At 70.4% G+C, this 20744-nt stretch carries 21 protein-coding genes; 12 read left to right on the top strand and 9 right to left on the bottom strand.

The features are described 5' to 3' along the window. Window positions 1–49 precede the first annotated feature (49 nt). The 5 genes from atpA to K4G64_RS16395 all read left to right on the top strand — a co-directional run bounded on the left by atpA (window position 50) and on the right by K4G64_RS16395 (window position 5081). Entirely contained in the window at window positions 50–1639 is a 1590-nt protein-coding gene (gene atpA / locus K4G64_RS16415; RefSeq protein WP_221756781.1) for a F0F1 ATP synthase subunit alpha, read from the top strand. A 20-nt stretch (window positions 1640–1659) separates the two neighbouring features. Beyond that, window positions 1660–2577 carry a F0F1 ATP synthase subunit gamma gene (locus tag K4G64_RS16410; protein WP_221756780.1) on the top strand — a complete coding sequence of 306 codons (918 nt, stop codon included), beginning with the start codon at window positions 1660–1662 and terminating at the stop codon, window positions 2575–2577. Then, window positions 2578–4014: a F0F1 ATP synthase subunit beta gene (gene atpD, locus K4G64_RS16405; RefSeq protein ID WP_221756779.1), complete on the top strand. Its 1437-nt coding sequence runs from the start codon at window positions 2578–2580 to the stop codon at window positions 4012–4014. It abuts the gene before it with no gap. Window positions 4015–4125: 111 nt separating this feature from the next. Next, window positions 4126–4503 carry a F0F1 ATP synthase subunit epsilon gene (locus K4G64_RS16400; protein ID WP_033312984.1) on the top strand — a complete coding sequence of 126 codons (378 nt, stop codon included), beginning with the start codon at window positions 4126–4128 and terminating at the stop codon, window positions 4501–4503. Between the two features lie 131 nt (window positions 4504–4634). Further along, window positions 4635–5081: a DUF2550 domain-containing protein gene (locus K4G64_RS16395; RefSeq protein ID WP_221756778.1), complete on the top strand. Its 447-nt coding sequence runs from the start codon at window positions 4635–4637 to the stop codon at window positions 5079–5081. Between the two features lie 35 nt (window positions 5082–5116). Here K4G64_RS16395 and K4G64_RS16390 read toward each other — a convergent pair whose 3' ends face one another. The 3 genes from K4G64_RS16390 to K4G64_RS16380 all read right to left on the bottom strand — a co-directional run bounded on the left by K4G64_RS16390 (window position 5117) and on the right by K4G64_RS16380 (window position 8894). Continuing rightward, on the bottom strand, window positions 5117–6940 hold the full coding sequence (locus tag K4G64_RS16390; RefSeq protein ID WP_221756777.1) for a glycoside hydrolase family 18 chitinase: 1824 nt from the start codon (window positions 6938–6940) through the stop codon (window positions 5117–5119). A 122-nt stretch (window positions 6941–7062) separates the two neighbouring features. After that, a complete protein-coding gene (locus K4G64_RS16385) occupies window positions 7063–7704 on the bottom strand; it encodes a response regulator transcription factor (protein ID WP_221756776.1) in 642 nt (213 codons plus the stop codon). Then, complete coding sequence (locus K4G64_RS16380) at window positions 7701–8894, bottom strand: sensor histidine kinase (RefSeq protein WP_221756775.1); 1194 nt, start codon at window positions 8892–8894, stop codon at window positions 7701–7703. Before K4G64_RS16380 ends, K4G64_RS16385 begins: the two co-directional genes overlap by 4 nt. A 153-nt stretch (window positions 8895–9047) precedes the next feature. Between K4G64_RS16380 and K4G64_RS16375 the strand changes: the two genes are divergently transcribed. Continuing rightward, window positions 9048–9644 (top strand): hypothetical protein, encoded by a 597-nt coding sequence (locus tag K4G64_RS16375; protein WP_221756774.1) that lies wholly within the window; start codon window positions 9048–9050, stop codon window positions 9642–9644. A 70-nt stretch (window positions 9645–9714) separates the two neighbouring features. Here the strand turns inward: K4G64_RS16375 and K4G64_RS16370 are convergent, their stop codons facing one another. The 3 genes from K4G64_RS16370 to K4G64_RS16360 are packed head-to-tail and all read right to left on the bottom strand — an operon-like array spanning window position 9715 to window position 11843. Next, entirely contained in the window at window positions 9715–10287 is a 573-nt protein-coding gene (locus tag K4G64_RS16370; protein ID WP_221756773.1) for a cob(I)yrinic acid a,c-diamide adenosyltransferase, read from the bottom strand. Between the two features lie 19 nt (window positions 10288–10306). After that, the gene (locus K4G64_RS16365) at window positions 10307–11050 is read right to left on the bottom strand and encodes an ABC transporter permease (RefSeq protein ID WP_221756772.1); all 744 of its coding nucleotides are present in this window, start codon (window positions 11048–11050) and stop codon (window positions 10307–10309) included. 10 nt (window positions 11051–11060) lie between these two features. After that, window positions 11061–11843, bottom strand: a complete 783-nt coding sequence (locus tag K4G64_RS16360) for an ABC transporter ATP-binding protein (RefSeq protein WP_221756771.1) — start codon at window positions 11841–11843, stop codon at window positions 11061–11063. Window positions 11844–11922: 79 nt separating this feature from the next. On the opposite strand from K4G64_RS16360, the gene K4G64_RS16355 reads away from it, so the two are divergent. The 4 genes from K4G64_RS16355 (at window position 11923) to K4G64_RS16340 (ending at window position 16759) form a co-directional block, all read left to right on the top strand. After that, window positions 11923–12564: a TetR/AcrR family transcriptional regulator gene (locus tag K4G64_RS16355; RefSeq protein WP_221756770.1), complete on the top strand. Its 642-nt coding sequence runs from the start codon at window positions 11923–11925 to the stop codon at window positions 12562–12564. A 116-nt stretch (window positions 12565–12680) separates the two neighbouring features. After that, window positions 12681–13529, top strand: coding sequence for a 3-hydroxyacyl-CoA dehydrogenase family protein (locus K4G64_RS16350; RefSeq protein ID WP_221756769.1), 849 nt, complete (start codon window positions 12681–12683; stop codon window positions 13527–13529). Between the two features lie 149 nt (window positions 13530–13678). After that, the gene (locus K4G64_RS16345) at window positions 13679–14002 is read left to right on the top strand and encodes an STAS domain-containing protein (RefSeq protein ID WP_030672301.1); all 324 of its coding nucleotides are present in this window, start codon (window positions 13679–13681) and stop codon (window positions 14000–14002) included. Between the two features lie 267 nt (window positions 14003–14269). Continuing rightward, window positions 14270–16759, top strand: coding sequence for an ATP-binding protein (locus tag K4G64_RS16340; protein ID WP_221756768.1), 2490 nt, complete (start codon window positions 14270–14272; stop codon window positions 16757–16759). Between the two features lie 67 nt (window positions 16760–16826). Here K4G64_RS16340 and nucS read toward each other — a convergent pair whose 3' ends face one another. Beyond that, entirely contained in the window at window positions 16827–17498 is a 672-nt protein-coding gene (gene nucS / locus K4G64_RS16335; protein ID WP_221756767.1) for an endonuclease NucS, read from the bottom strand. Window positions 17499–17751: 253 nt separating this feature from the next. Between nucS and K4G64_RS16330 the strand changes: the two genes are divergently transcribed. Continuing rightward, a complete protein-coding gene (locus K4G64_RS16330) occupies window positions 17752–18144 on the top strand; it encodes an SCO5389 family protein (RefSeq protein ID WP_221756766.1) in 393 nt (130 codons plus the stop codon). Window positions 18145–18227: 83 nt separating this feature from the next. On the opposite strand, the gene K4G64_RS16325 is transcribed toward K4G64_RS16330, so the two are convergent. Beyond that, complete coding sequence (locus K4G64_RS16325) at window positions 18228–19256, bottom strand: LLM class flavin-dependent oxidoreductase (protein ID WP_221756765.1); 1029 nt, start codon at window positions 19254–19256, stop codon at window positions 18228–18230. Window positions 19257–19521: 265 nt separating this feature from the next. Between K4G64_RS16325 and K4G64_RS16320 the strand changes: the two genes are divergently transcribed. Then, the gene (locus K4G64_RS16320; protein ID WP_185013193.1) at window positions 19522–19854 is read left to right on the top strand and encodes an ATP/GTP-binding protein; all 333 of its coding nucleotides are present in this window, start codon (window positions 19522–19524) and stop codon (window positions 19852–19854) included. Between the two features lie 6 nt (window positions 19855–19860). Here K4G64_RS16320 and K4G64_RS16315 read toward each other — a convergent pair. Continuing rightward, window positions 19861–20744, bottom strand: an 884-nt coding sequence (locus K4G64_RS16315; protein WP_260460533.1) for an ABC transporter permease subunit, incomplete at its 5' end; no start/stop codon positions are given.

Here is a 20744-nt window from a genome sequence, read left to right as displayed (position 1 = left end):
GACCCCCAAAGTGAAACTTCGGGCCCAACAAGGAGAGCAGGGAACCCAGATGGCGGAGCTCACGATCCGGCCGGAGGAGATCCGGGACGCGCTGGAGAACTTCGTCCAGGCGTACAAGCCGGACGCGGCCTCGCGCGAGGAGGTCGGTACGGTCACCTTCGCCGGCGACGGTATCGCGAAGGTCGAGGGCCTGCCCTCGGTCATGGCCAACGAGCTGCTGAAGTTCGAGGACGGCAGCCTCGGTCTCGCCCTCAACCTCGAGGAGCGCGAGATCGGCTGCGTCGTCCTCGGCGAGTTCAGCGGCATCGAGGAGGGTCAGCCGGTCTCCCGTACCGGTGAGGTTCTCTCCGTCGCGGTGGGCGAGGGCTACCTCGGCCGCGTGGTGGACCCCCTCGGCAACCCGATCGACGGCCTCGGCGAGATCGAGACCGAGGACCGCCGCGCCCTGGAGCTGCAGGCCCCGGGCGTCATGGTCCGCAAGTCGGTGCACGAGCCGATGGAGACGGGCTACAAGGCCGTCGACGCGATGACCCCGATCGGCCGTGGCCAGCGTCAGCTGATCATCGGTGACCGCCAGACCGGCAAGACCGCCCTGGCCGTCGACACGATCATCAACCAGCGCGACAACTGGCGCTCGGGCGACCCGAACAAGCAGGTCCGCTGCATCTACGTCGCCATCGGCCAGAAGGGCTCCACGATCGCCGGTGTGCGCGGCGCTCTGGAGGAGGCCGGCGCGCTGGAGTACACGACCATCGTCGCCGCCCCGGCGTCCGACCCGGCCGGCTTCAAGTACCTGGCGCCGTACACCGGTTCGGCCATCGGCCAGCACTGGATGTACCAGGGCAAGCACGTCCTGATCATCTTCGACGACCTGTCGAAGCAGGCCGACGCCTACCGCGCCGTGTCGCTGCTGCTGCGCCGCCCGCCGGGCCGTGAGGCCTACCCGGGTGACGTCTTCTACCTGCACTCCCGTCTGCTGGAGCGCTGCGCCAAGCTCTCCGACGAGATGGGTGCCGGCTCGATGACCGGTCTGCCGATCGTCGAGACGAAGGCCAACGACGTCTCGGCGTTCATCCCGACCAACGTCATCTCCATCACCGACGGCCAGTGCTTCCTGGAGTCGGACCTGTTCAACGCCGGTCAGCGCCCCGCGCTGAACGTCGGTATCTCCGTCTCCCGAGTCGGTGGTTCCGCGCAGCACAAGGCGATGAAGCAGGTCTCCGGCCGTCTGCGCGTGGACCTCGCCCAGTTCCGTGAGCTGGAGGCGTTCGCCGCCTTCGGTTCCGACCTGGACGCCGCGTCCAAGGCGCAGCTCGAGCGTGGTCAGCGCATGGTCGAGCTGCTGAAGCAGGCGCAGTACCAGCCGATGGCCACCGAGGACCAGGTCGTCTCCGTCTGGGCCGGCACCACCGGCAAGATGGACGACGTTCCCGTCGTCGACATCCGCCGCTTCGAGAAGGAGCTGCTGGAGTACCTGCACCGCAAGGAGCAGGGTCTGATGACCTCCATCCGCGAGGGCGGCAAGATGTCCGACGACACGCTCCAGGCCATCGCCGACGCCATCGCGGAGTTCAAGAAGCAGTTCGAGACCTCCGACGGCAAGCTGCTCGGCGAGGACTCCCCGGCTGCCGGCAAGTGACGACGGAAGGGACCTGACTCATGGGAGCCCAGCTCCGGGTCTACAAGCGTCGCATCCGATCCGTCTCCGCGACCAAGAAGATCACCAAGGCGATGGAGATGATCGCCGCCTCGCGCGTCGTCAAGGCGCAGCGCAAGGTGGCGGCCTCCACCCCGTATGCGACCGAGCTCACCCGCGCGGTCACGGCGGTCGCCGGCGGATCCAACACCAAGCATCCGCTGACGACGGAGCCGGAGAACCCGACCCGTGCCGCGGTCCTGCTCCTCACGAGCGACCGCGGTCTGGCCGGCGCCTTCAACTCCAACGCCATCAAGGCCGCGGAGAAGCTCACGGCCGCGCTCGAGGCCGAGGGCAAGGAGGTCGTCAACTACATCGTCGGCCGCCGTGGTGTCGCCCACTACAACTTCCGCGAGCGCAAGATCGCGGAGACGTTCACGGGCTTCACCGATGAGCCGTCGTACGCGGACGCCAAGAAGGTCGCGGCCCCGCTGATCGAGGCGATCGAGACGGAGACGGCCGAGGGCGGCGTGGACGAGCTCCACATCGTCTACACCGAGTTCGTGTCGATGATGACGCAGACGGCGATCGAGGCCCGGCTGCTGCCGCTCAGCCTCGACGAGGTGGCGGCGGAGGCCAAGCCCAAGGGCGAGATCCTCCCGCTGTTCGACTTCGAGCCCTCGGCGGAGGACGTCCTGGACGCCCTGCTGCCGCGCTACGTCGAGAGCCGCATCTACAACGCGCTGCTCCAGTCGGCCGCCTCCAAGCACGCCGCCACGCGGCGCGCGATGAAGTCGGCCACCGACAACGCCGGAGAGCTCATCGAGACGCTCACCCGGCTTGCCAACCAGGCCCGCCAGGCCGAAATCACCCAGGAAATCAGCGAGATCGTCGGTGGCGCGAGTGCCCTGGCCGACGCGACCGCGGGGAGTGACCGATAAATGACCACCACTGTTGAGACGGCCACGGCGACGGGCCGCGTCGCGCGGGTCATCGGCCCGGTCGTCGACGTGGAGTTCCCCGTCGACGCGATGCCGGAGATCTACAACGCCCTTCACGTCGAGGTCGCCGACCCGGCGCTCGCGGGCGAGAAGAAGACGCTGACCCTGGAGGTCGCCCAGCACCTGGGTGACGGCCTGGTCCGCGCGATCTCCATGCAGCCCACCGATGGTCTGGTCCGCCAGGCCCCGGTGACCGACACGGGCGCGGGCATCACCGTCCCCGTCGGCGACTTCACCAAGGGCAAGGTGTTCAACACCCTCGGTGAGGTGCTGAACAGCGACGAGACCCACGAGGGCGAGCGCTGGTCCATCCACCGCAAGGCCCCCGCGTTCGACCAGCTCGAGTCGAAGACCGAGATGTTCGAGACGGGCCTGAAGGTTGTGGACCTGCTCACCCCGTACGTCAAGGGCGGCAAGATCGGTCTGTTCGGTGGTGCCGGTGTCGGCAAGACCGTGCTGATCCAGGAAATGATCATGCGTGTCGCCAACCTCCACGAGGGCGTCTCCGTCTTCGCGGGCGTCGGCGAGCGCACCCGTGAGGGCAACGACCTCATCGCGGAGATGGAAGAGTCCGGCGTTCTGGACAAGACCGCCCTGGTCTTCGGTCAGATGGACGAGCCCCCGGGCACCCGTCTGCGCGTGGCCCTGGCCGGCCTGACGATGGCGGAGTACTTCCGTGACGTCCAGAAGCAGGACGTGCTGTTCTTCATCGACAACATCTTCCGCTTCACCCAGGCCGGTTCCGAGGTGTCGACCCTGCTCGGCCGTATGCCCTCCGCGGTGGGCTACCAGCCGAACCTGGCCGACGAGATGGGCACCCTCCAGGAGCGCATCACCTCGACCCGTGGTCACTCGATCACCTCGATGCAGGCGATCTACGTCCCCGCGGACGACCTGACCGACCCGGCCCCGGCCACCACCTTCGCCCACCTCGACGCGACGACGGTTCTGTCCCGTCCGATCTCCGAGAAGGGCATCTACCCGGCCGTGGACCCGCTGGACTCGACGTCCCGCATCCTCGACCCGCGGTACATCTCGGCGGAGCACTACAACGCCGCGATGCGCGTGAAGAACATCCTGCAGAAGTACAAGGACCTGCAGGACATCATCGCGATCCTCGGTATCGACGAGCTCGGCGAGGAGGACAAGCTCGTCGTCCACCGTGCCCGTCGCGTGGAGCGCTTCCTGTCCCAGAACACCCACGCCGCCAAGCAGTTCACCGGCGTGGACGGTTCGGACGTGCCGCTGGACGAGTCGATCGCCGCGTTCAACGCGATCTGCGACGGCGAGTACGACCACTTCCCGGAGCAGGCGTTCTTCATGTGCGGTGGTCTCGAGGACCTGAAGAAGAACGCGAAGGAGCTGGGCGTCTCCTGAGCCCCGTGCTCGTCGGAGGGGGCGGGGTTCGTCCCGCCCCCTCTGTCACGCCTACTAGACTTGTAACCAACACCCGGCACTCCCGCCGGGTGGTGACCCGAGGAGCCACCCTTGGCTGCTGAGCTGCACGTCGCGTTGGTCGCGGCCGACCGTGAGGTCTGGTCCGGCCAGGCCACCCTGGTCGTCGCGCGCACCACGTCCGGCGACATCGGCGTCATGCCCGGTCACCAGCCGCTGCTCGGTGTGCTGGAGTCGGGCCCGGTGACCATCCGTACGAGCGAGGGCGGGACGGTCGTCGCCGCTGTGCACGGCGGATTCATCTCGTTCGCGGACGACAAGCTCTCGCTCCTGGCGGAGGTCGCCGAGCTGTCGGACGAGATCGATGTCCAGCGCGCTGAGCAGGAGCTCGAGCGCGCGAAGGCGGAGGACGACGCGGAGGCCCAGCGCCGCGCGGACGTCCGTCTGCGGGCTGCCACGGCGGCGCGCTGACCGGAGTCCGCCGTGTGATGACGTCACTCAGCCGCGGCTGGGTACCGGAGAGATCCGGACCCAGCCGCGGCTGAGGCGGATGTGGGTGATTTTTACGTTGCGTTACCTAGGAGACGAGGAGGTCGGTGTCGATGGTCCTCGCTCTGACTGTGTGCGGAATCGTGGTGGCCCTGGTGGTGGTGGGTCTGTTCGTCTTCGGCCTGCGCCGTCGGCTGATCCAGCGGTCGGGCGGCACGTTCGACGCCAGCCTGCGCTGGGACGCCCCCGCCGAGGGTGACGCCAACGGCAAGGGCTGGGCGTACGGGGTGGCCCGCTACAACGGCGACCGGGTCGAGTGGTACCGCGTCTTCTCGTACTCGCCGCGTCCGCGCCGCGTCCTGGAGCGTTCCGCGATCGAGGTGGCCGGCCGCCGCGTCCCGGAGGGCGAGGAGGAGCTGGCGCTGCTCTCCGACCATGTGATCCTGGCCTGTCTGCACCGGGGCACGCGTCTCGAACTCGCGATGAGCGAAGACGCGCTGACCGGTTTCCTCGCGTGGCTTGAGGCAGCCCCGCCCGGTCAGCGCGTCAATGTCGCCTAGGGTCTACGACACTTCGAACCTTCCTTTGATCCGGCCTACTTCAGGCCGCTGTCGATGGCGTTCGCCAGCTCTCCGTTCGCGGTGTCTCCGCTGAACTCCCAGAAGAACGCGCCGCCCAGACCCTGGTTCTTGGCCCAGCTCATCTTGCCCGCGATCGTGGCCGGGGTGTCGTACGACCACCAGTTGCTGCCGCAGTGCGCGTACGCCGTGCCGGCGACGGTGCCGGTGGCCGGGCAGGAGTTCTTCAGGACCTTGTAGTCCTCGATGCCCGCCTCGTACGTGCCCGGAGCCGCGCCGGTCGCCGATCCGCCCGGGGCGGACTGGGTGACGCCGGTCCAGCCGCGGCCGTAGAAGCCGATGCCGAGCAGGAGCTTGCTCGCCGGGACGCCCTTGGCCTTGAGCTTGGCGATGGCCGCCGCGGAGTTGAAGCCGTCCTTCGGGATGCCGCTGTACGAGGTCAGCGGGGAGTGCGGGGCCGTCGGGCCGGTCTTGTCCCAGGCGCCGAAGTAGTCGTACGTCATCACGTTGTACCAGTCGAGGTACTGCGCGGCGCCGCCGTAGTCGGCCGCGTCGATCTTGCCGCCGGAGGAACCGTCCGCGGTGATGGCGGCGGTGATCAGGTAGTTCTGGCCGAACTCGTTGCGCAAGGCCTGGGAGAGGTTCTTGAAGGCCGCCGGACCGGACGTGTCACAGGTCAGACCGCAGGCGTTCGGGTACTCCCAGTCGATGTCGATGCCGTCGAAGACGTCGGCCCAGCGCGGGTCCTCCACGACGGCCTTGCAGGACTTGGCGAACGCGGCGGCGTTGGCGGCGGCCTGGCCGAAGCCGCCGGAGTAGGTCCAGCCGCCGAAGGAGTACAGCACCTTGATGTGCGGGTACTTGGCCTTCAGCTGGCGCAGCTGGTTGAAGTTGCCGCGCAGCGGCTGGTCCCAGGTGTCGGCGGTGCCGCTGACGGACTGGTCGGCCGTGTAGGCCTTGTCGTAGGCGGCGTAGGTGTCGTCGACGGTGCACTGCCCGTTCTTGACGTTGCCGAAGGCGTAGTTGATGTGGGTGATCTTCGACGCCGTGCCCGAGGTCACCAGGTTCTTGACGTGGTAGTTGCGGCCGTAGACGCCCCACTCGGTGAAGTAGCCGAGCTTGACCTTGTCGCCGGTGGGCGGCTCGGTGGTGCCGCCGGTGGTGCGGACCCGGACGGCGCCGCTGACCGGGCCGGTCTGGTCGGCGGTGTCCCGGGCCTGGACGGAGTAGGAGTAGTCGGTGCCCGCGGTGAGGCCGGTGTTGGTGTACGAGGTGCCCGTCACGGTGGCGACCTTGCTGCCGTCGCGCAGAACGTCGTAGTTCTTGACGCCCTTGTCGTCGGTGGCGGCGGACCAGGACAGCTTCACCGAGGTGTTGGTGATGTCCGAGGCGGTCGGGGTGCCCGGGGCGCTCGGCGCGCTGTCGCCGGGTTCCGTGGTGCCGCCGTCGCAACTGCCGCCGTTGAGCTTGCAGTTCGAGGGGGAGCCGGTGCCGCTGCCGTTGAAGCCGAAGGAGACGGAGGCGCCGGGGGCGAGGGTGCCGTTCCAGGACTTGTTCTTCGCGGTCCAGTGGGTGCCGGAGGAGGTGACGTCGGCGTCCCAGGCGGAGGTGACGGAGGTACCGGAGGGGAAGTCCCACTCGACGGTCCAGGAACTCAAGGCCGTGGTGCCGGTGTTCTTCACCGTCCACTTGCCCTCGAAGCCGGAGCCCCAGTCCTGGGTCTTTGCGTAGGAAGCGGTGGCGGACGTCGCGGCCTGGGCCGGGCTCGCCAGGCCGACGAGGCCGGCCAGCGGGAGCAACAGCGTCGCGAACCCTGCCGCGGCTCTGTGTCTGAAGCGCATGCTGCGCCTCCTTGATGGAGTTGTGGGGGCGTGACTGAGCCTCACGCCCACTCGTGGTGCGGTGAGAATAGAAAGGTCTGGACCACCGGTCAATAGGTCTGGACCACCACGCCCCGGACTCCTCAGACACCCAACTCCTGTGCCAGCACCGCGGCTTGTACCCGGCTGCGCAGCCCCAGCTTCCCGAGCAGCCTGCTGACATGGGTCTTCACGGTCGCCTCGGCCATGTCGAGCCGCTCCGCGATGCCCGCGTTGGACAAGCCCAGGCCGAGGCAGGACAGCACCTCGCGCTCCCGCCTGGTCAGCTGTTCGAGCACCGCCGGATCGGCCGCGGGCTCCCGGGCGGGCTTCGCGGCGAACTCCGCGATCAGCCGCCGCGTCACGGCCGGGGCGATCAGCCCCTCCCCACGCGCGACCGTCCGCACGGCCTCCAGCAGATGCTTCGCCTCGGTGTTCTTCAGCAGGAAACCGGACGCCCCCGCCCGCAGCGCCCCGAAGACGTACTCGTCGAGGTCGAAGGTGGTCAGCACGAGTACGTCCGCGAGCCGCTCCGCGACGACCTGCCGGGTGGCCGACACCCCGTCCAGGCGCGGCATCTGAACGTCCATCAGCACCAGGTCCGGTCGCAGCTCGCGGGCCAGCGCCACCGCCTGCTCGCCGTCCGCTGCCTCGCCGACCACCTCGATGTCGGGCGCGCTGCGCAGGATGAGGACCAGGCCGGCGCGGACGGCGGACTGGTCTTCGGCGACCAGGACGCGGATCATGCGGTGTCTCCTTCGAGGGTGTCGTCGACGGGGAGGGTGGCGCGCACGGCCCAGATCTTGCCCTCGGGCGAGTCCTCGGGGGCGGCGTCGAAGGTGCCGTCCAGCAGGGCCGCCCGTTCGCTCATGCCGACCAGGCCCGCGCCGGACCCGGGGGCGCGCGGCGCGTCCCGGTCGCCGTAGGGGCTGGTCACGCTGACGACGAGTGAGCCGTGTCGCCGCATCAGGGACACGGTGACCCGGCCCGGGGCCGCGTGCTTGAGTGCGTTGGTCAGTGACTCCTGCACGATGCGGTAGGCGGCGAGCTCGACGGGGGCGGGCACCTCGCTCCGTTCGGCGTCGAGGGTGACGTCGAGGCCGTTGGCGCGGGCGCCGTCCACCAGCGAGCCCAGGCCGTCGAGCGTGGGAGCGGCGGACGGTTCCACGTCGCCGCTGCTGTCGCGCAGGATGCCGATCAGCCGCCGCATCTCGGCGAGCCCCTCCACGCTGTTCTCGCGGATGACCACGAGCGCGTCCTGAGAGGTCTTCGGATCGTCGAGGGACAGCGCGGCGGTGGAGTGGATGGCGATCGCGGACAGGTGATTGGCCACCATGTCGTGCAGCTCGCGGGCCATGCGGGCGCGTTCGGCGGTGACGGCCTGGGTGCGGTCCATCTCCGCGAGCAGCGCGGTCTGCTCGGCGCGCAGCCGGGCCGCGTCGGCGGCCTCGCGGTGGTTGCGCACGATCAGCCCGGTGGAGGCGGGCCCGAAGGCGACCAGGCCGGTGACCACGCCGATCAGCAGCGCCTCGGGCTCGCGCCAGACCGCGAACGGCACGACGGCTCCGGCCACGGTGAGCAGCCCGGTGATCCGGGGGATGCGGTGGGCCGAGGCGGGCGGACCGTACAGGACGGCCGCGTACATCAGGTCGGTGTACATCAGGATCGAGACCAGGTTGCCCTGGGTGACGACGTCCAGGACGATCGCGCCCGTGCCGATCAGCAGGCCGGTGCGCGGGGCGGCCCGGCGCAGCAACTCGCAGCCGGCGAGCACGAACAGCGGCACCAGGACCGGCCAGCGCCCGGGCAGGAGCACGTACACCTCGGTGCTCGGTCTCGTGGCCAGGCCGACACCCCACAGCAACAGCCCGCCGAGCAGGCTGCCGAGCGCGACGTAGACGTCGAAGCGTCGGGGGCGGGGGAGTCCAGCGGCCATGGCACCATCCAACACGGCCGGTCGCGGCCCGCGCATGATCCGTTCGTAGGGGCTCCGGCTGCATCTTTCGATGTACCCGGGGTTCGTCAGTCACGACGACGATTCCCGCCGCCCTGCCCGGGAGCCTGGAGAGGTGACCGAGAGGAGCGAACCGTGATCGTCGCCTTGATCGCCGCCTGCGAGATCGGCTTCTGGGTGCTGCTGGCGGCCGGACTGGCCACCCGCTACCTGCTGAAGATGCCGCGCACGGGCCTGGCGCTGCTGCTGTGCGAGCCGCTGCTGGAGGTCGTCCTGCTGGTCGCCACCGCGCTGGACCTGAAGAACGGCGCCGAGCCGAACTGGACGCACGGCCTGGCCGCGCTGTACATCGGCTACACGGTCGGGCACGGCCACCGCACGGTGAAGTGGCTGGACGGCCACGCCGCCCACCGGCTGGGCGGCGCCCCGAAGCCGGCCGGCCCACCGCGGTACGGCATGGCCCGGGCCCGGCACGAGGGCAAGGTCTGGCTGGGCACGCTGGTGGGCGCCGCCGTCGCGACCGTGCTCCTCCAGCTGGCGATCTGGTACGTGGACGACCCGAGCCGCGTGACCTCCCTGGAGAGCTGGCGCTACGTGGCCTGGCGTGCGGCCGGGATCCACGGCCTGATCGCGCTGAGCTATGCGATCTGGCCGCGGAGGGCTCCCGCCGGGGAAACCGGGGAAACCAGGGATTCCGGGCGGACGGTGGAGAAGGAGAGGGCGCAGCGTTAAGGGCCCGTACTTCGACCGCGGGTCCGTGGGGGCTTGTCGCGCCGTTCCCCGCGCCCCCTTCAGGGGCGCTTCAGCGCTCCCCGCCCGGCACCCACAGCACGTCTCCGACCTCCTTGTTCGCCGTCCTCGCGAGGATGAACAGGAGGTCGGACAGGCGGTTGAGGTAGGTCGCCGTCAGCGGGTTCATCACCTCGGCGTGGACCTCCAGCGCCGCCCAGGTCGAGCGTTCGGCCCGGCGTACGACCGTGCAGGCCTGGTGCAGCAGGGCCGCGCCGGGGGTGCCGCCGGGGAGGATGAACGAGCGGAGCTTCTCCAGCTCTCCGTTGAAGCGGTCGCAGTCCGCCTCCAGCTTGTCGATGTAGAACTGCTCGACCCGCAGGGGCGGGAACTCCGGGTTCTCCACCACGGGCGTCGACAGGTCCGCCCCCACGTCGAAGAGGTCGTTCTGGACGCGGGTGAGGACCGTGACGATCTCCTCGTCCAGGCCGCCCAGCGCGATGGCCGTGCCGATCGCCGCGTTCGCCTCGTTGGCGTCGGCGTACGCGGAGATCCGCAGGTCGGTCTTGGCGACCCGGCTCATGTCGCCGAGGGCGGTGGTGCCCTGGTCGCCGGTCCTGGTGTAGATGCGCGTCAGATTGACCATGTGGCCAGCGTAGTTACGCTCAGGCCGTTCGGAACACACGTGTGCCCACTGTCACGGACAGCGCCGTCAGCGCGGCGGCCACCAGCGCGCCGTAGAGCATGTGGGGTGTCGTGTAGCTGCCGACGTAGGCGTCCCGCACCGCGTCCACCAGATAGCGGAACGGCATGAGGTGCGAGAGGGCGTCCAGCCAGGCCGGTCCCAGGGTCATCGGCAGCATCAGGCCCGACAGCAGCATGGACGGCATGGTCAGCGCGTTGATCGCCGGGCCGAAGCTCTGCGGGGTGTCCATCCTCATCGCCAACGCGTACGACAGGGCGGCCAGCGAGAGCGTGAGCAGGGCGACGAAGGCGAAGCCGATCAGCACCCCGGCCAGAGGGGCCCGCAGGCCCATCGCCACCGCGGCCAGCACCAGCAGCACGGCCTGGAAGACGAACACCGTGGCGTCCCGCAGCACCCGGCCGAGCAGCAGAGCCAGCCGGCTGACCGGGGTGACGCGCATGCGCTCGACCACGCCGTGGCCCTTCTCGATGATGATCGAGAATCCCGCGAAGGACGCCCCGAACAGGCCGAGTTGGAGCAGCAGCCCGGGGACGAGCACCTGCCAGGAGCTGCCTGTCGCGCCGAGCGGCAGGTCCGTGAGCAGCGGACCGAAGAACAGCAGGTACAGCAGCGGCATGAGCACGCCGAAGAGCAGCGCGAAGCGCGAGCGCAGTGACTGTCGGAGGTAGCGCCCGTAGACGAGGGCGGTGTCGTGCAGCAGCATTCCGGAACTCCTATACGGCTACGGGGGCGGCGTCGGCCGGTGCGGCACTGCGGCCGGTGACGGCGAGGAACGTGTCCTGGAGCGAGGCGTCGAGTGAGCCGCCGTACCGCAGCTTCAGCGCGCTCGGGGTGCCCTCGGCGACGACCACGCCGTGGTCGACGACGACCAGCCGGTCGGAGAGGGCGTCGGCCTCGTCGAGGTAGTGCGTGGTCAGGAACACCGTCGTGCCGTGCTCGTCGCGCAGCCGGCGCACCAGGTCCCACAGGTCGGCACGGCTGCCGGGGTCGAGACCGGTCGTCGGCTCGTCCAGGAACAGCACCTTCGGGCGGTGGGTGAGCGCCATCGCGATGTCCAGCCGCCGCCGCTGACCGCCGGAGAGCGCGCCGCACTTGCGGTCGAGGAGCCCGGTGAGGTCCAGGTCGCGGGCCAGTTCCCCGGCGCGCTCGACGGCCTGCGCCCTGGTCAGCCGGTACAGCCGCCCCTGGGTGACCAGTTCCTCCCGCACGCTGATCTGCGGATCGACCCCGCCGGACTGCGCCACGTAGCCGCAGGCCCGCCGTACCCCGGCCGCGTCCGTCGCCAGGTCGCGTCCCGCGACGGTGGCGGCGCCGCCGGTCGGTGCCAGCAGGGTCGTCAGCATCCGCAGGGTCGTCGTCTTGCCGGCCCCGTTCGGGCCGAGGAAGCCGAGGATCTCGCCCTCGCGGACAGTCAGGTCGATGGAGCGCACGGCCTCCACGGGGCCGTTCTCGGTCAGGAAGGTACGGGCCAGCCCGGCCGTACTGATGATTGCCATGACCCCAGAAAAACAGAGTCTCTTAAAGTTTGCAATGACCCCAAGTTTTCAGAGGCTCCAGGGAAGCTAGGATTCGGATATGGCTGAGGGGCTCAGGGAACGGAAGAAGCGCGAGACCAGGCAGCGCATCTCGGACATCGCCACCGGGCTCTTCCTGGAGCACGGGTTCGTGACGGTGACGATCGCCGAGGTGGCGGAAGCGGCCGACGTCTCCGTGAACACCGTCTACAACTACTTCCCGGCCAAGGAGGACCTGTTCTTCGACCGCTCTCAGGGCGTCGTCGACCGGCTCTCGCGCTGGGTGCGCGGCCGGGACGCGGGGGAGTCGGCCGCCCGGGCGGTGCTGCGCGAGCTGCGCGCCGAGATCGAGGCCGTCTCGCCCCGTATGGGCCTCATCGAGGGCTACGACCGTTTCATGCGCTGCATCGAAGAGGCGCCACCGCTGCGCTCCCGGCTGTGGAGCATGCAGCAGGAGGTTCAGGACAACCTGGAGGCGACGCTCCGCGAGGAGGTGAGTGCCGAGACCGGCGACCCGCTGCCGAGGCTGATCGCCGGTCAGATCTGCTGGGTGCACGGCACCGTCTTCGTCGCGATCGGCCGCGAGATGGCCAAGGGGCGCAACCCGGACGAAGTGTCACGGGAGACGCTCGTCCTCCTCGACGACATCGAGGAGTTGTTGAGCGAGAAGGTGCTCAACTACGCCGTACGAGGCGGCGCGTGACGCGCGTCTCACGTCGTGAGACGTGAAACGCGTTACTAAGCGCTCACACGCACTCTCACGAGCGCTAGTCTCCGCCCGAGAAGCAGACATAAGCAGCGCGTCAGGGGAGTCGCACAGTGGCACGGAAGCTCGCCGTCATCGGAGCCGGCCTCATGGGATCCGGCATCGCCCAGGTCTCCGCACAGGCGGGCTGGGAGGTGGTCCTGCGGGACGTCACCGACGAGGCACTGACGCGGGGCACCGACGGCATCAAGGCGTCGTACGACAAGTTCGTCGCCAAGGGCAAGCTGGAGGCGCACGACGCCGACGCCGCCCTGGCCCGCATCACCGCGACCACCGACCTGGACGCCGCGGCCGACGCGGACGTCGTCGTCGAGGCCGTCTTCGAGAAGCTCGAGATCAAGCACGAGATCTTCCGTGCGCTCGACAAGATCGTGAAGGACGACGCGGTCCTCGCCTCCAACACCTCCGCCATCCCGATCACCAAGATCGCGGCGGCGACGGAGCGCCCCGAGCGGGTCGTCGGCACGCACTTCTTCTCGCCGGTGCCGATGATGCAGCTGTGCGAACTCGTCCGCGGCTACAAGACCAGCGACGAAACCCTCGCCAGGGCCCGGGAGTTCGCCGAGTCGGTCGGCAAGACCTGCATCGTCGTCAACCGCGACGTCGCCGGCTTCGTGACGACCCGCCTCATCTGCGCCCTGGTCGTCGAGGCCGCGAAGCTGCAGGAGTCGGGCGTGGCCAGCGCCGAGGACATCGACCTCGCCTGCAAGCTGGGCTTCGGTCACGCCATGGGCCCGCTGGCGACGGCGGACCTGACCGGCGTCGACATCCTGCTGCACGCCACGAACAACATCTACACCGAGTCCCAGGACGAGAAGTTCGCGGCCCCCGAGTCGATGCGCCGGATGGTTGACGCCGGTGACATCGGACGCAAGAGCGGGCAGGGCTTCTACAAGCACTGAAACCGCACATGCCCCGGGCCCATCACACGCCAGGGTGAATTCGGTATCGGTTCGCTTACAAGAAGCAACCTCTGACACCTCCACACAGTCAGAGGTTGCATCACCCACATCAGAACGCGGAGCACGATTCGCACGCACGGGGAGCGCATATGTACATCAGGGGCGACCACGCCGAGCTGGTCGTCGGGGGCCGCCTCGACGTCCGGAGCGCGGCGGACGCCCGTACGGTCCTGCACTCGGCCGTCGACGACGGAGTCGGAGACCTGGTGCTGGACCTGTCCGAACTGGACTCCTGGGACGCCACCGGACTGGGCGTGATCATGGGAGCCCACCGGCGGGCCGGCCGCTGCGGCCGGCGTCTGGTGCTGCGCGGAGTACCGCCGCAGATGCAGCGCCTGCTGGTGGCCACCCGCCTGCACCGGATCCTGGCGATCGAGGGCGGCATCGGGGTGGAGAGCCTTCCCCGCGTGTGACGCCTCCCGCGGGTGTGAGCCGGGCGACCGGGGAGACCCGGACGCACGTCGTCGAATCGTGCGACGCGCACAATCCTCACGAGACCGTGACGTTATGGACGGCGCGGTACCCCGGACTGTCGTAGATACTGTGCGAAGGTTTAGGGTTCGGCTGCCCGCTGCCTTGACACCCTTCGAGCGGGACCGGACCAGAAGCGACAGCGCGGTGTGCAGCAAGGCCGGGAGGGGCTTTTCCGAGCACGCACACGCTTTTGGGGGGCTTGACCTATGGATCCTGACAACCAGGGACCCGAGGAGTACGGCCATGACGGTGACGGCCCTGCGCCGCGCCAGCGCCCTCCCAGGGAATCCCTCACACCCGACTTCGCGCAGCACGCGCCGGCACTCGCCCGCACGGTGCAGCTCGTCTCCGGCGACTTCCTGCTGACCGTCAACCCCGTCGACGGCAGCGAGATAGAGGCCTGCCCGCCCACCGAACGGCCCGCCCGGCCCGTCAAGCTCACCGAGGCCGAACGCGCCGAGGCCGAGCGCGCGGCCCGCCCGCCCGTTCCGCCCGGCCCCGCGCAGCCCGCCCTGCCGCTGCTGGCCCGCCAGGACGAACGCGAGCGCCTGGTGCGCCTGCTCGCCCGCGGCCGCTCCACCCGCCTCATCGGCGCGCCCGGCTCCGGCCGCACCCGCCTGCTCGACCTCGTCGCCGAGGACTGCTCCGACCTCGCCCCCGACGGCGTCGTCCGCCTCAACGGCTTCGGACGCACCTCCGGCGACCTGCTCTACGACCTGTTCCACGCGGTGTACAGCGCCCCCCTGCACCGCCCGGACCGGGACGAGCTGCTCACCTACGTGCGGGAGATCGGCGCGGTCGTCGTCCTCGACGACCTGGAGTTCGGCGGCGCCGCGCTCGACGAGCTGCTGGAGGCCACCCCCGAGTGCGCCTTCCTGCTCGGCGCCACCCCGGACGTGCCCGCCCCCTCCGCCGGCGCCGGCGTCGAGGAGGTCCTCCTCGGCGGACTGGAGCGCGCGGCCGGCCTCGACCTGCTGGAACACGCCGTCGGCCGGACCCTCACCGAGGACGAGTCCAACTGGGCGGGCGACCTCTGGTTCGAGTCCGAGGGCCTGCCGCTGCGCTTCGTCCAGGCCGGCGCCCTGCTCCGGCAGCGCGACCGGCTGCGCGCCGGCACCGGCGCCGTCGACGAGTTCGGCGTCTTCGAGGACGCGCCCCCGGCCGAGGCCTACGACCTCGGCGACGACGTGCCGCTGCCCGCGCTCGGCGAGGCCGCCGCGCCCGCGCCGCTGCTCGCCTCCCGGCTGAGCGCCTCCGCCCGCGCCACCCTGCGGTTCGCCGTCGCCCTCGGTGGCGAGGTCCCGCACCAGGCGCATCTGCCCGCCCTGGTCGGCGACACCCACGCGGACGCCGCGCTCGGCGAACTCGCCGCCTGCGGCCTCGTCTCCCCGGTCGGCTCCCGCTACCGCCTCGCGGCCGGAGTCCCGGCCCAGCTGGAGGCCGCCGGGTACGCCGACGAGGCCGAGGCCGGCGCCCGCAGCGCCGCACAGCACTACTCCTGGTGGGCCGGGCACCCCTCGGTCACCCCGGAGCGGGTGTGCGCCGAGGCCGACGCGGTCCTCGCCGCCCTGGCCCTCCTCGGCCCGGCGACGCGGCCGCCGGCCGAGGGCGAGGAGAGCGCGGCCGTGCACCTGGCCCGCACCGCCGCCCCCGCGTTCGCCGCCGGACTGCACTGGAGCGCCTGGGAGCGGGCCCTGCGCTCCGGCGCCGAGGCCGCCCGGCTCGCCGGGGACGTCGGCGAAGAGGCCTACTTCCACCACGAGCTCGGTGTCCTCGCCCTGTGCGGGGGACAGCTCGACCGGGCCCGTGCCGAACTGGAGGCCTCCATCGGCCTGCGCGGCGCCCTCGCCGACAAGCGCGGCACCGTCGCCGGCCGCCGTGCCCTCGCCCTGGTCGCCGACCGCTCGGGCACACCCCTCGGGCTCGGCCCGACCGCGGGGGAGGAGGTGCCCGACACCCGTGACGAGGAGTCGGCGTCCCCGCCCGGCGGTGTTCCGGCGGCCTTCCCGACGCTCCAGAAGCCGCCCTCCCCGACCCTGGTCACCCACCGCAGCTCGCCCGCGCCCTCGCGGGCGGCCCGCGGCGGCCTCAGGGGCCTCGCCCGGCGCAACCTCGTGGCCGCCGGTGCCGGTGCCCTGCTCGTGGCCGTCCTCGGCACGGTGGTGACGCTCGGCGCCACCTCCGACAACGACCCGAACACGCCGTCCGACCGGGTCGGCGTCAACCCCTCCGCCAGCCAGGGCATCAACGACGGCAGCCTCGGCGCCGACCCGGCGGCGAACGACGGCGACGGCGACAACGGCGAGCCGGCCCCCCGCCCGACGGACCCGGGCCCCGACGGCACGCTCGGCACGTCGGACGACCCGACCCCGACGGACTCGCCGAGCGGTTCGCAGGACCCGAGCAAGTCCGCGTCGCCGTCGAAGCCGCCGACGTCCTCGAAGCCGCCGACGACGTCCAAGCCGCCGACGTCCAAGCCGACGACGTCCAAGCCGCCGACATCGAAGCCGCCCACGTCCGAGCCCCCGACCTCGGAGCCGCCCACCTCCGAGCCGCCGACCTCGGAGCCTCCGACGACCAGCCCGTCCACCTCCGACTCGGCCAGCGGCCCGGCGCCCAGCGCTCCCACGAGCACCTCGGCGAGCGCGCCACAGAGCAGCACCGGCACACCGAGCGGCCCGGAGAGGGTGATCTGACACCCGTCCACACGACAGGGCCGGGTCCGTTGCGCGGACCCGGCCCTGTTCGTCGTCTCAGGGGCTGTCAGAACAGCCGCAGCTTGTCGTCCTCGATGCCCCGCAGCGCGTCGTAGTCGAGGACCTGGCAGCCGATGCCGCGGTCGGTCGCCAGGACGCGGGCCTGGGGCTTGATCTCCTGGGCCGCGAAGACACCGCGTACCGGGGCGAGATGGGGATCGCGGTTCAGCAGTTCCAGATAGCGCGTGAGCTGCTCCACGCCGTCGATCTCACCGCGCCGCTTGATCTCCACCGCGACGGTCTTGCCGTCGGCGTCCCGGCACAGGATGTCGACCGGCCCGATGGCCGTCGGGTACTCGCGGCGGATCAGCGTGTAGCCGTCGCCGAGTGTCTCGATGCGGTCGGCGAGCAGCTCCTGGAGGTGCGCTTCCACGCCGTCCTTGATCAGGCCGGGATCGACGCCCAGTTCGTGAGACGAGTCGTGGAGGACGTCCTCCATCGTGATGATGAGCTTCTCGCCCGCTTTGTTGACGACGGTCCAGACGCCCTCCTCCTCGCCGGTGCCCTCCTTCAACGTGCAGGGCGGCGACATCCAGTTCAGAGGCTTGTAGGCCCGGTCGTCGGCGTGGATCGAGACGCTGCCGTCCGCCTTCACCAGGATCAGGCGCGGGGCCGAGGGAAGGTGGGCGGTGAGCCGCCCGGCGTAGTCCACGGAGCAGCGGGCAATGACGAGACGCATGGTCGGCAACGCTACTCGACGGGCACCTGTCCACGCGATTCGCCCTGGAAAACACGTGTTCGGTAATGGCCGATTGTGTGCATGGTGTGCTCAGCGGGAGTGTCTCATCTGCGCATTTTCCTGGTGCCGCCACCGTACGGTGCTTACCGTATGAACGGGAGGTCGCGAGGCGTGTACGCAGCGTGTCCGGTATCGCGAACTCCCTCTATTCGTCCGGCAACCCCTGCTCGTCGGGGGTGCGAGAGGAGAACTCATGTCGCTCGACGTCTCACCGGCCCTACTCGAACAGGCCGAGCGAGGCGAGGTCGACGAAGCGGAATTCGTCGACTGCGTCCGGACCTCCCTGCCCTTCGCGTGGGAGATGATCAGCTCACTGGTGGCCCAGCTGAAGGTGGACGGCGGCGCGTTCGCCGACAACCAGACGCCCCCGCCGGACGAGCAGGCACGCGGTCAGCTGCTGCGTGCGCTTGCGAGTGACGCGATACGCGGCGCGCTGCAACGGCACTTCGGTGTGCGCCTGGCCTTCCAGAACTGCCACCGGGTAGCCGTGTTCCCGCTTGACTCCTCGGTGGACGAGAAGCTGGACCGCTTCACCTCGGTCCGCAGTCAGGTGCTGAACCAGTCACCCGAGTTCCGGGACTGCTGACGCGGCGCCACTGCTTGCCGCTCCGTACGCGGGAGGTGCAGTTCTGTACCGGAGCGGCAAGCCCCCAGGGATCCCCCGCGCCCTCAGACGAGTTGGGGGAGCACCTCGGCGCCCAGCCGCCGCACGTTCTCCTCGGTCGCCGCCAGGTCCCCGGAGCCCTCGACGAGCAGCGCGAAGCGGGAGATGCCCGTCCGCTCGCTGGTTGCCGCCAGCCGGTCCGCGCACAGCCGCGGAGTGCCCACCGGGTGCAGCCCGCAGAGCAGTTCGGTGTACGCCAGCGGGTCGCGCATCCGGCGCGTGCGCCCGTCGACCGTGACATGCGCCTCCAGGCCCTGCTTCAGCCAGCCCGGCATCGCCTTCATCAGCGTCTCCGCCGCGTCGACCCGCCGGTCGGCGATCTGGCAGACGCCGGCCGAGACATGGGACGCGCCCAGGATCTCCTCCGGCGGCCTGCCGCAGGCCCGCGCGTGCTGCCGCCACAGCGCGACCATCTCGGCCTTCTCCTCGTCCCCCACGTGCATCCCGAGCAGCATCGACAGGCCGCGCTCGGCGGCGAGCCGCACGCTCGCCGGCGAGGTGCAGGCCACGACGACCTCGGGCCCCGCGGCCTCCGTCAGGGCCTCCGACGGCCGCGGCACCACCGGGACTTCGCGGAAGCGGAAGCGCTCCCCGTCGGCCGCCACGGACGACTCGCGCAGCCACCGCACCAGCAGCTCCAGGGACTCCGGGAACCCCTTCTCGTACGCCTCCAGACCCGCGCCGAACACCTCCAGGTCGACCCAGGGGCCGCCGCGCCCGACGCCGAGCGTGAACCGGCCGCCGCTGGTGTGGTGCAGCAGCGCGGCCTGTTCGCCGAGGGCCACGGGGTGGACGGTGGGCAGCACACTGACCGCCGTGCCGACCCGGATGCGGCGGGTGCGGCCCAGTAGTAGGGCGGCCAGGGTGACGGCCGACGGACACGTGCCGTACGGCACGAAGTGGTGCTCGGCCAGCCAGACCGTGTCGAGCCCGGCCTCCTCGGCCACCTCGGCCGAGCGGACCGCGCGGTGCAGCGCCTCTCCCTCACCCTGACCGGGGAACTGGGCTGCCAACACAAAACTTCCAACGCGCATTGCTTTCCTGCTTCCTTGGCTCCGACACGAAGCTCCCCCACACCGCATAACCGTCTGACACGTGCCGAGGACACGGCCGGGCGGAGTATTTTGCGGATTGTCTGCAGAATGGGGCGTTCCGCCAGGAGCCCGGGGGAGAGCAACCGGGGTGAGCCCGCCGCGCCCGCGAGGGACATATGGCGATTGGTTCCGTACGCGTACCCCTGTGCGCGCCGCGTAGGCTGGACGCGGCCCGTGCTTCCTGTATAGCCCCGAGAGGTGTCCCGTGTCCCCGCGTCGCAACCGACCCAAGGGCGCCGCTGAGTCCGGCCGGAGCGTCGAGGACGACCGTCCCGGCCGCTACGGCGGCTGGCAGTCCTCGGAGAACTGGCAGGGCGAGAACTGGAGCGTGCGGCACGTGGCCGGCGCGAGCGCGCAGGGCAAGTCGTACCGCTGCCCCGGCTGCGACCAGCTGATCCCGGACGGCGTGCCGCACGTGGTGGCCTGGGCCGAGCACACGGGCGTCGACGACCGCAGACACTGGCACAAGGCCTGCTGGAACGCGCGGGACCGCCGCACCCCGGGGGTGCAGCGGTCCCGTAACGCGCCGAAGTTCTGACCCGACTCAGACGTCCCGCTTCTCCTGCAGCGCGAAGGCGCCGGCGAACGCGACGGCCGTGGCGCCGAGGATGATCCACAGCGGGTCCCAGCCGGACGGGCCGGACTGGCTCGCCGTGTTGAGGGAGTTGGCGTAGAAGACGCTCAGCTGGCTCGGGATCGAGTACTCGAACAGGGCGTCGCGCACGCCCTGCAGCGACTCCGAGAACATGAACAGCGCGATCACCAGCGGGGCCAGCACGGCGCCGATCATGATGGTGATGGCGCCGGCCGAGTGCCGGATGATCGAGCCGATGAGGAGCGAGAGCAGGCCGAGCAGCGCGATGTAGAGCGAGATGCCGACCGTGCTCTTCAGCCACTCGCCGCCCGAGGGTTCCTTGGCGCCGTTGCCTTCCAGCATGGCCACATGCAGGAACGCCACGAGGGAGGCGGCCACCAGCGTCACCACGAACGCGACCAGGAAGAACACGATGGCCTTCGCCGCCAGCACGCGTCCCCGGCTCGGGCACGCGACCATCGTGGTGCGGATCATGCCCGTGCCGTACTCCGAGGCCGTGGTCAGCACGCCGAGCGTGATGATGCACATGCTGCCGAGCAGCAGACCGAAGAAGCCGAGGGACAGCGCGTTCTCGCCGGACAGGTCCGAGGAGGAACTCGACACCACGATGCCGGTCAGCAGACCGATGCCGACGACGAGCAGGACGAACACCCCGAGCGTCCACATCGTGGAGCGCACCGACCTGATCTTCGTCCACTCGGAGGCGATGGCGTTGCCGAGGTGCGTGCGTACGACCGGGATCGGCGAGGTGTAGCCGGGGCCGCCGGGGTACGGGGCGGAACCGGGAGCCGCCTGCCAGGCGGGGGCGGCCTGCGGCATCTGGGGCTGGGGGC

It is taken from the genome of Streptomyces sp. WAC04114, from assembly GCF_019733245.1.
GTDB lineage: Bacteria > Actinomycetota > Actinomycetes > Streptomycetales > Streptomycetaceae > Streptomyces > Streptomyces massasporeus_A.
The sequence above is the reverse complement of the archived record's forward strand: the minus strand, read 5'-3'. Positions and strand labels throughout refer to the sequence as shown.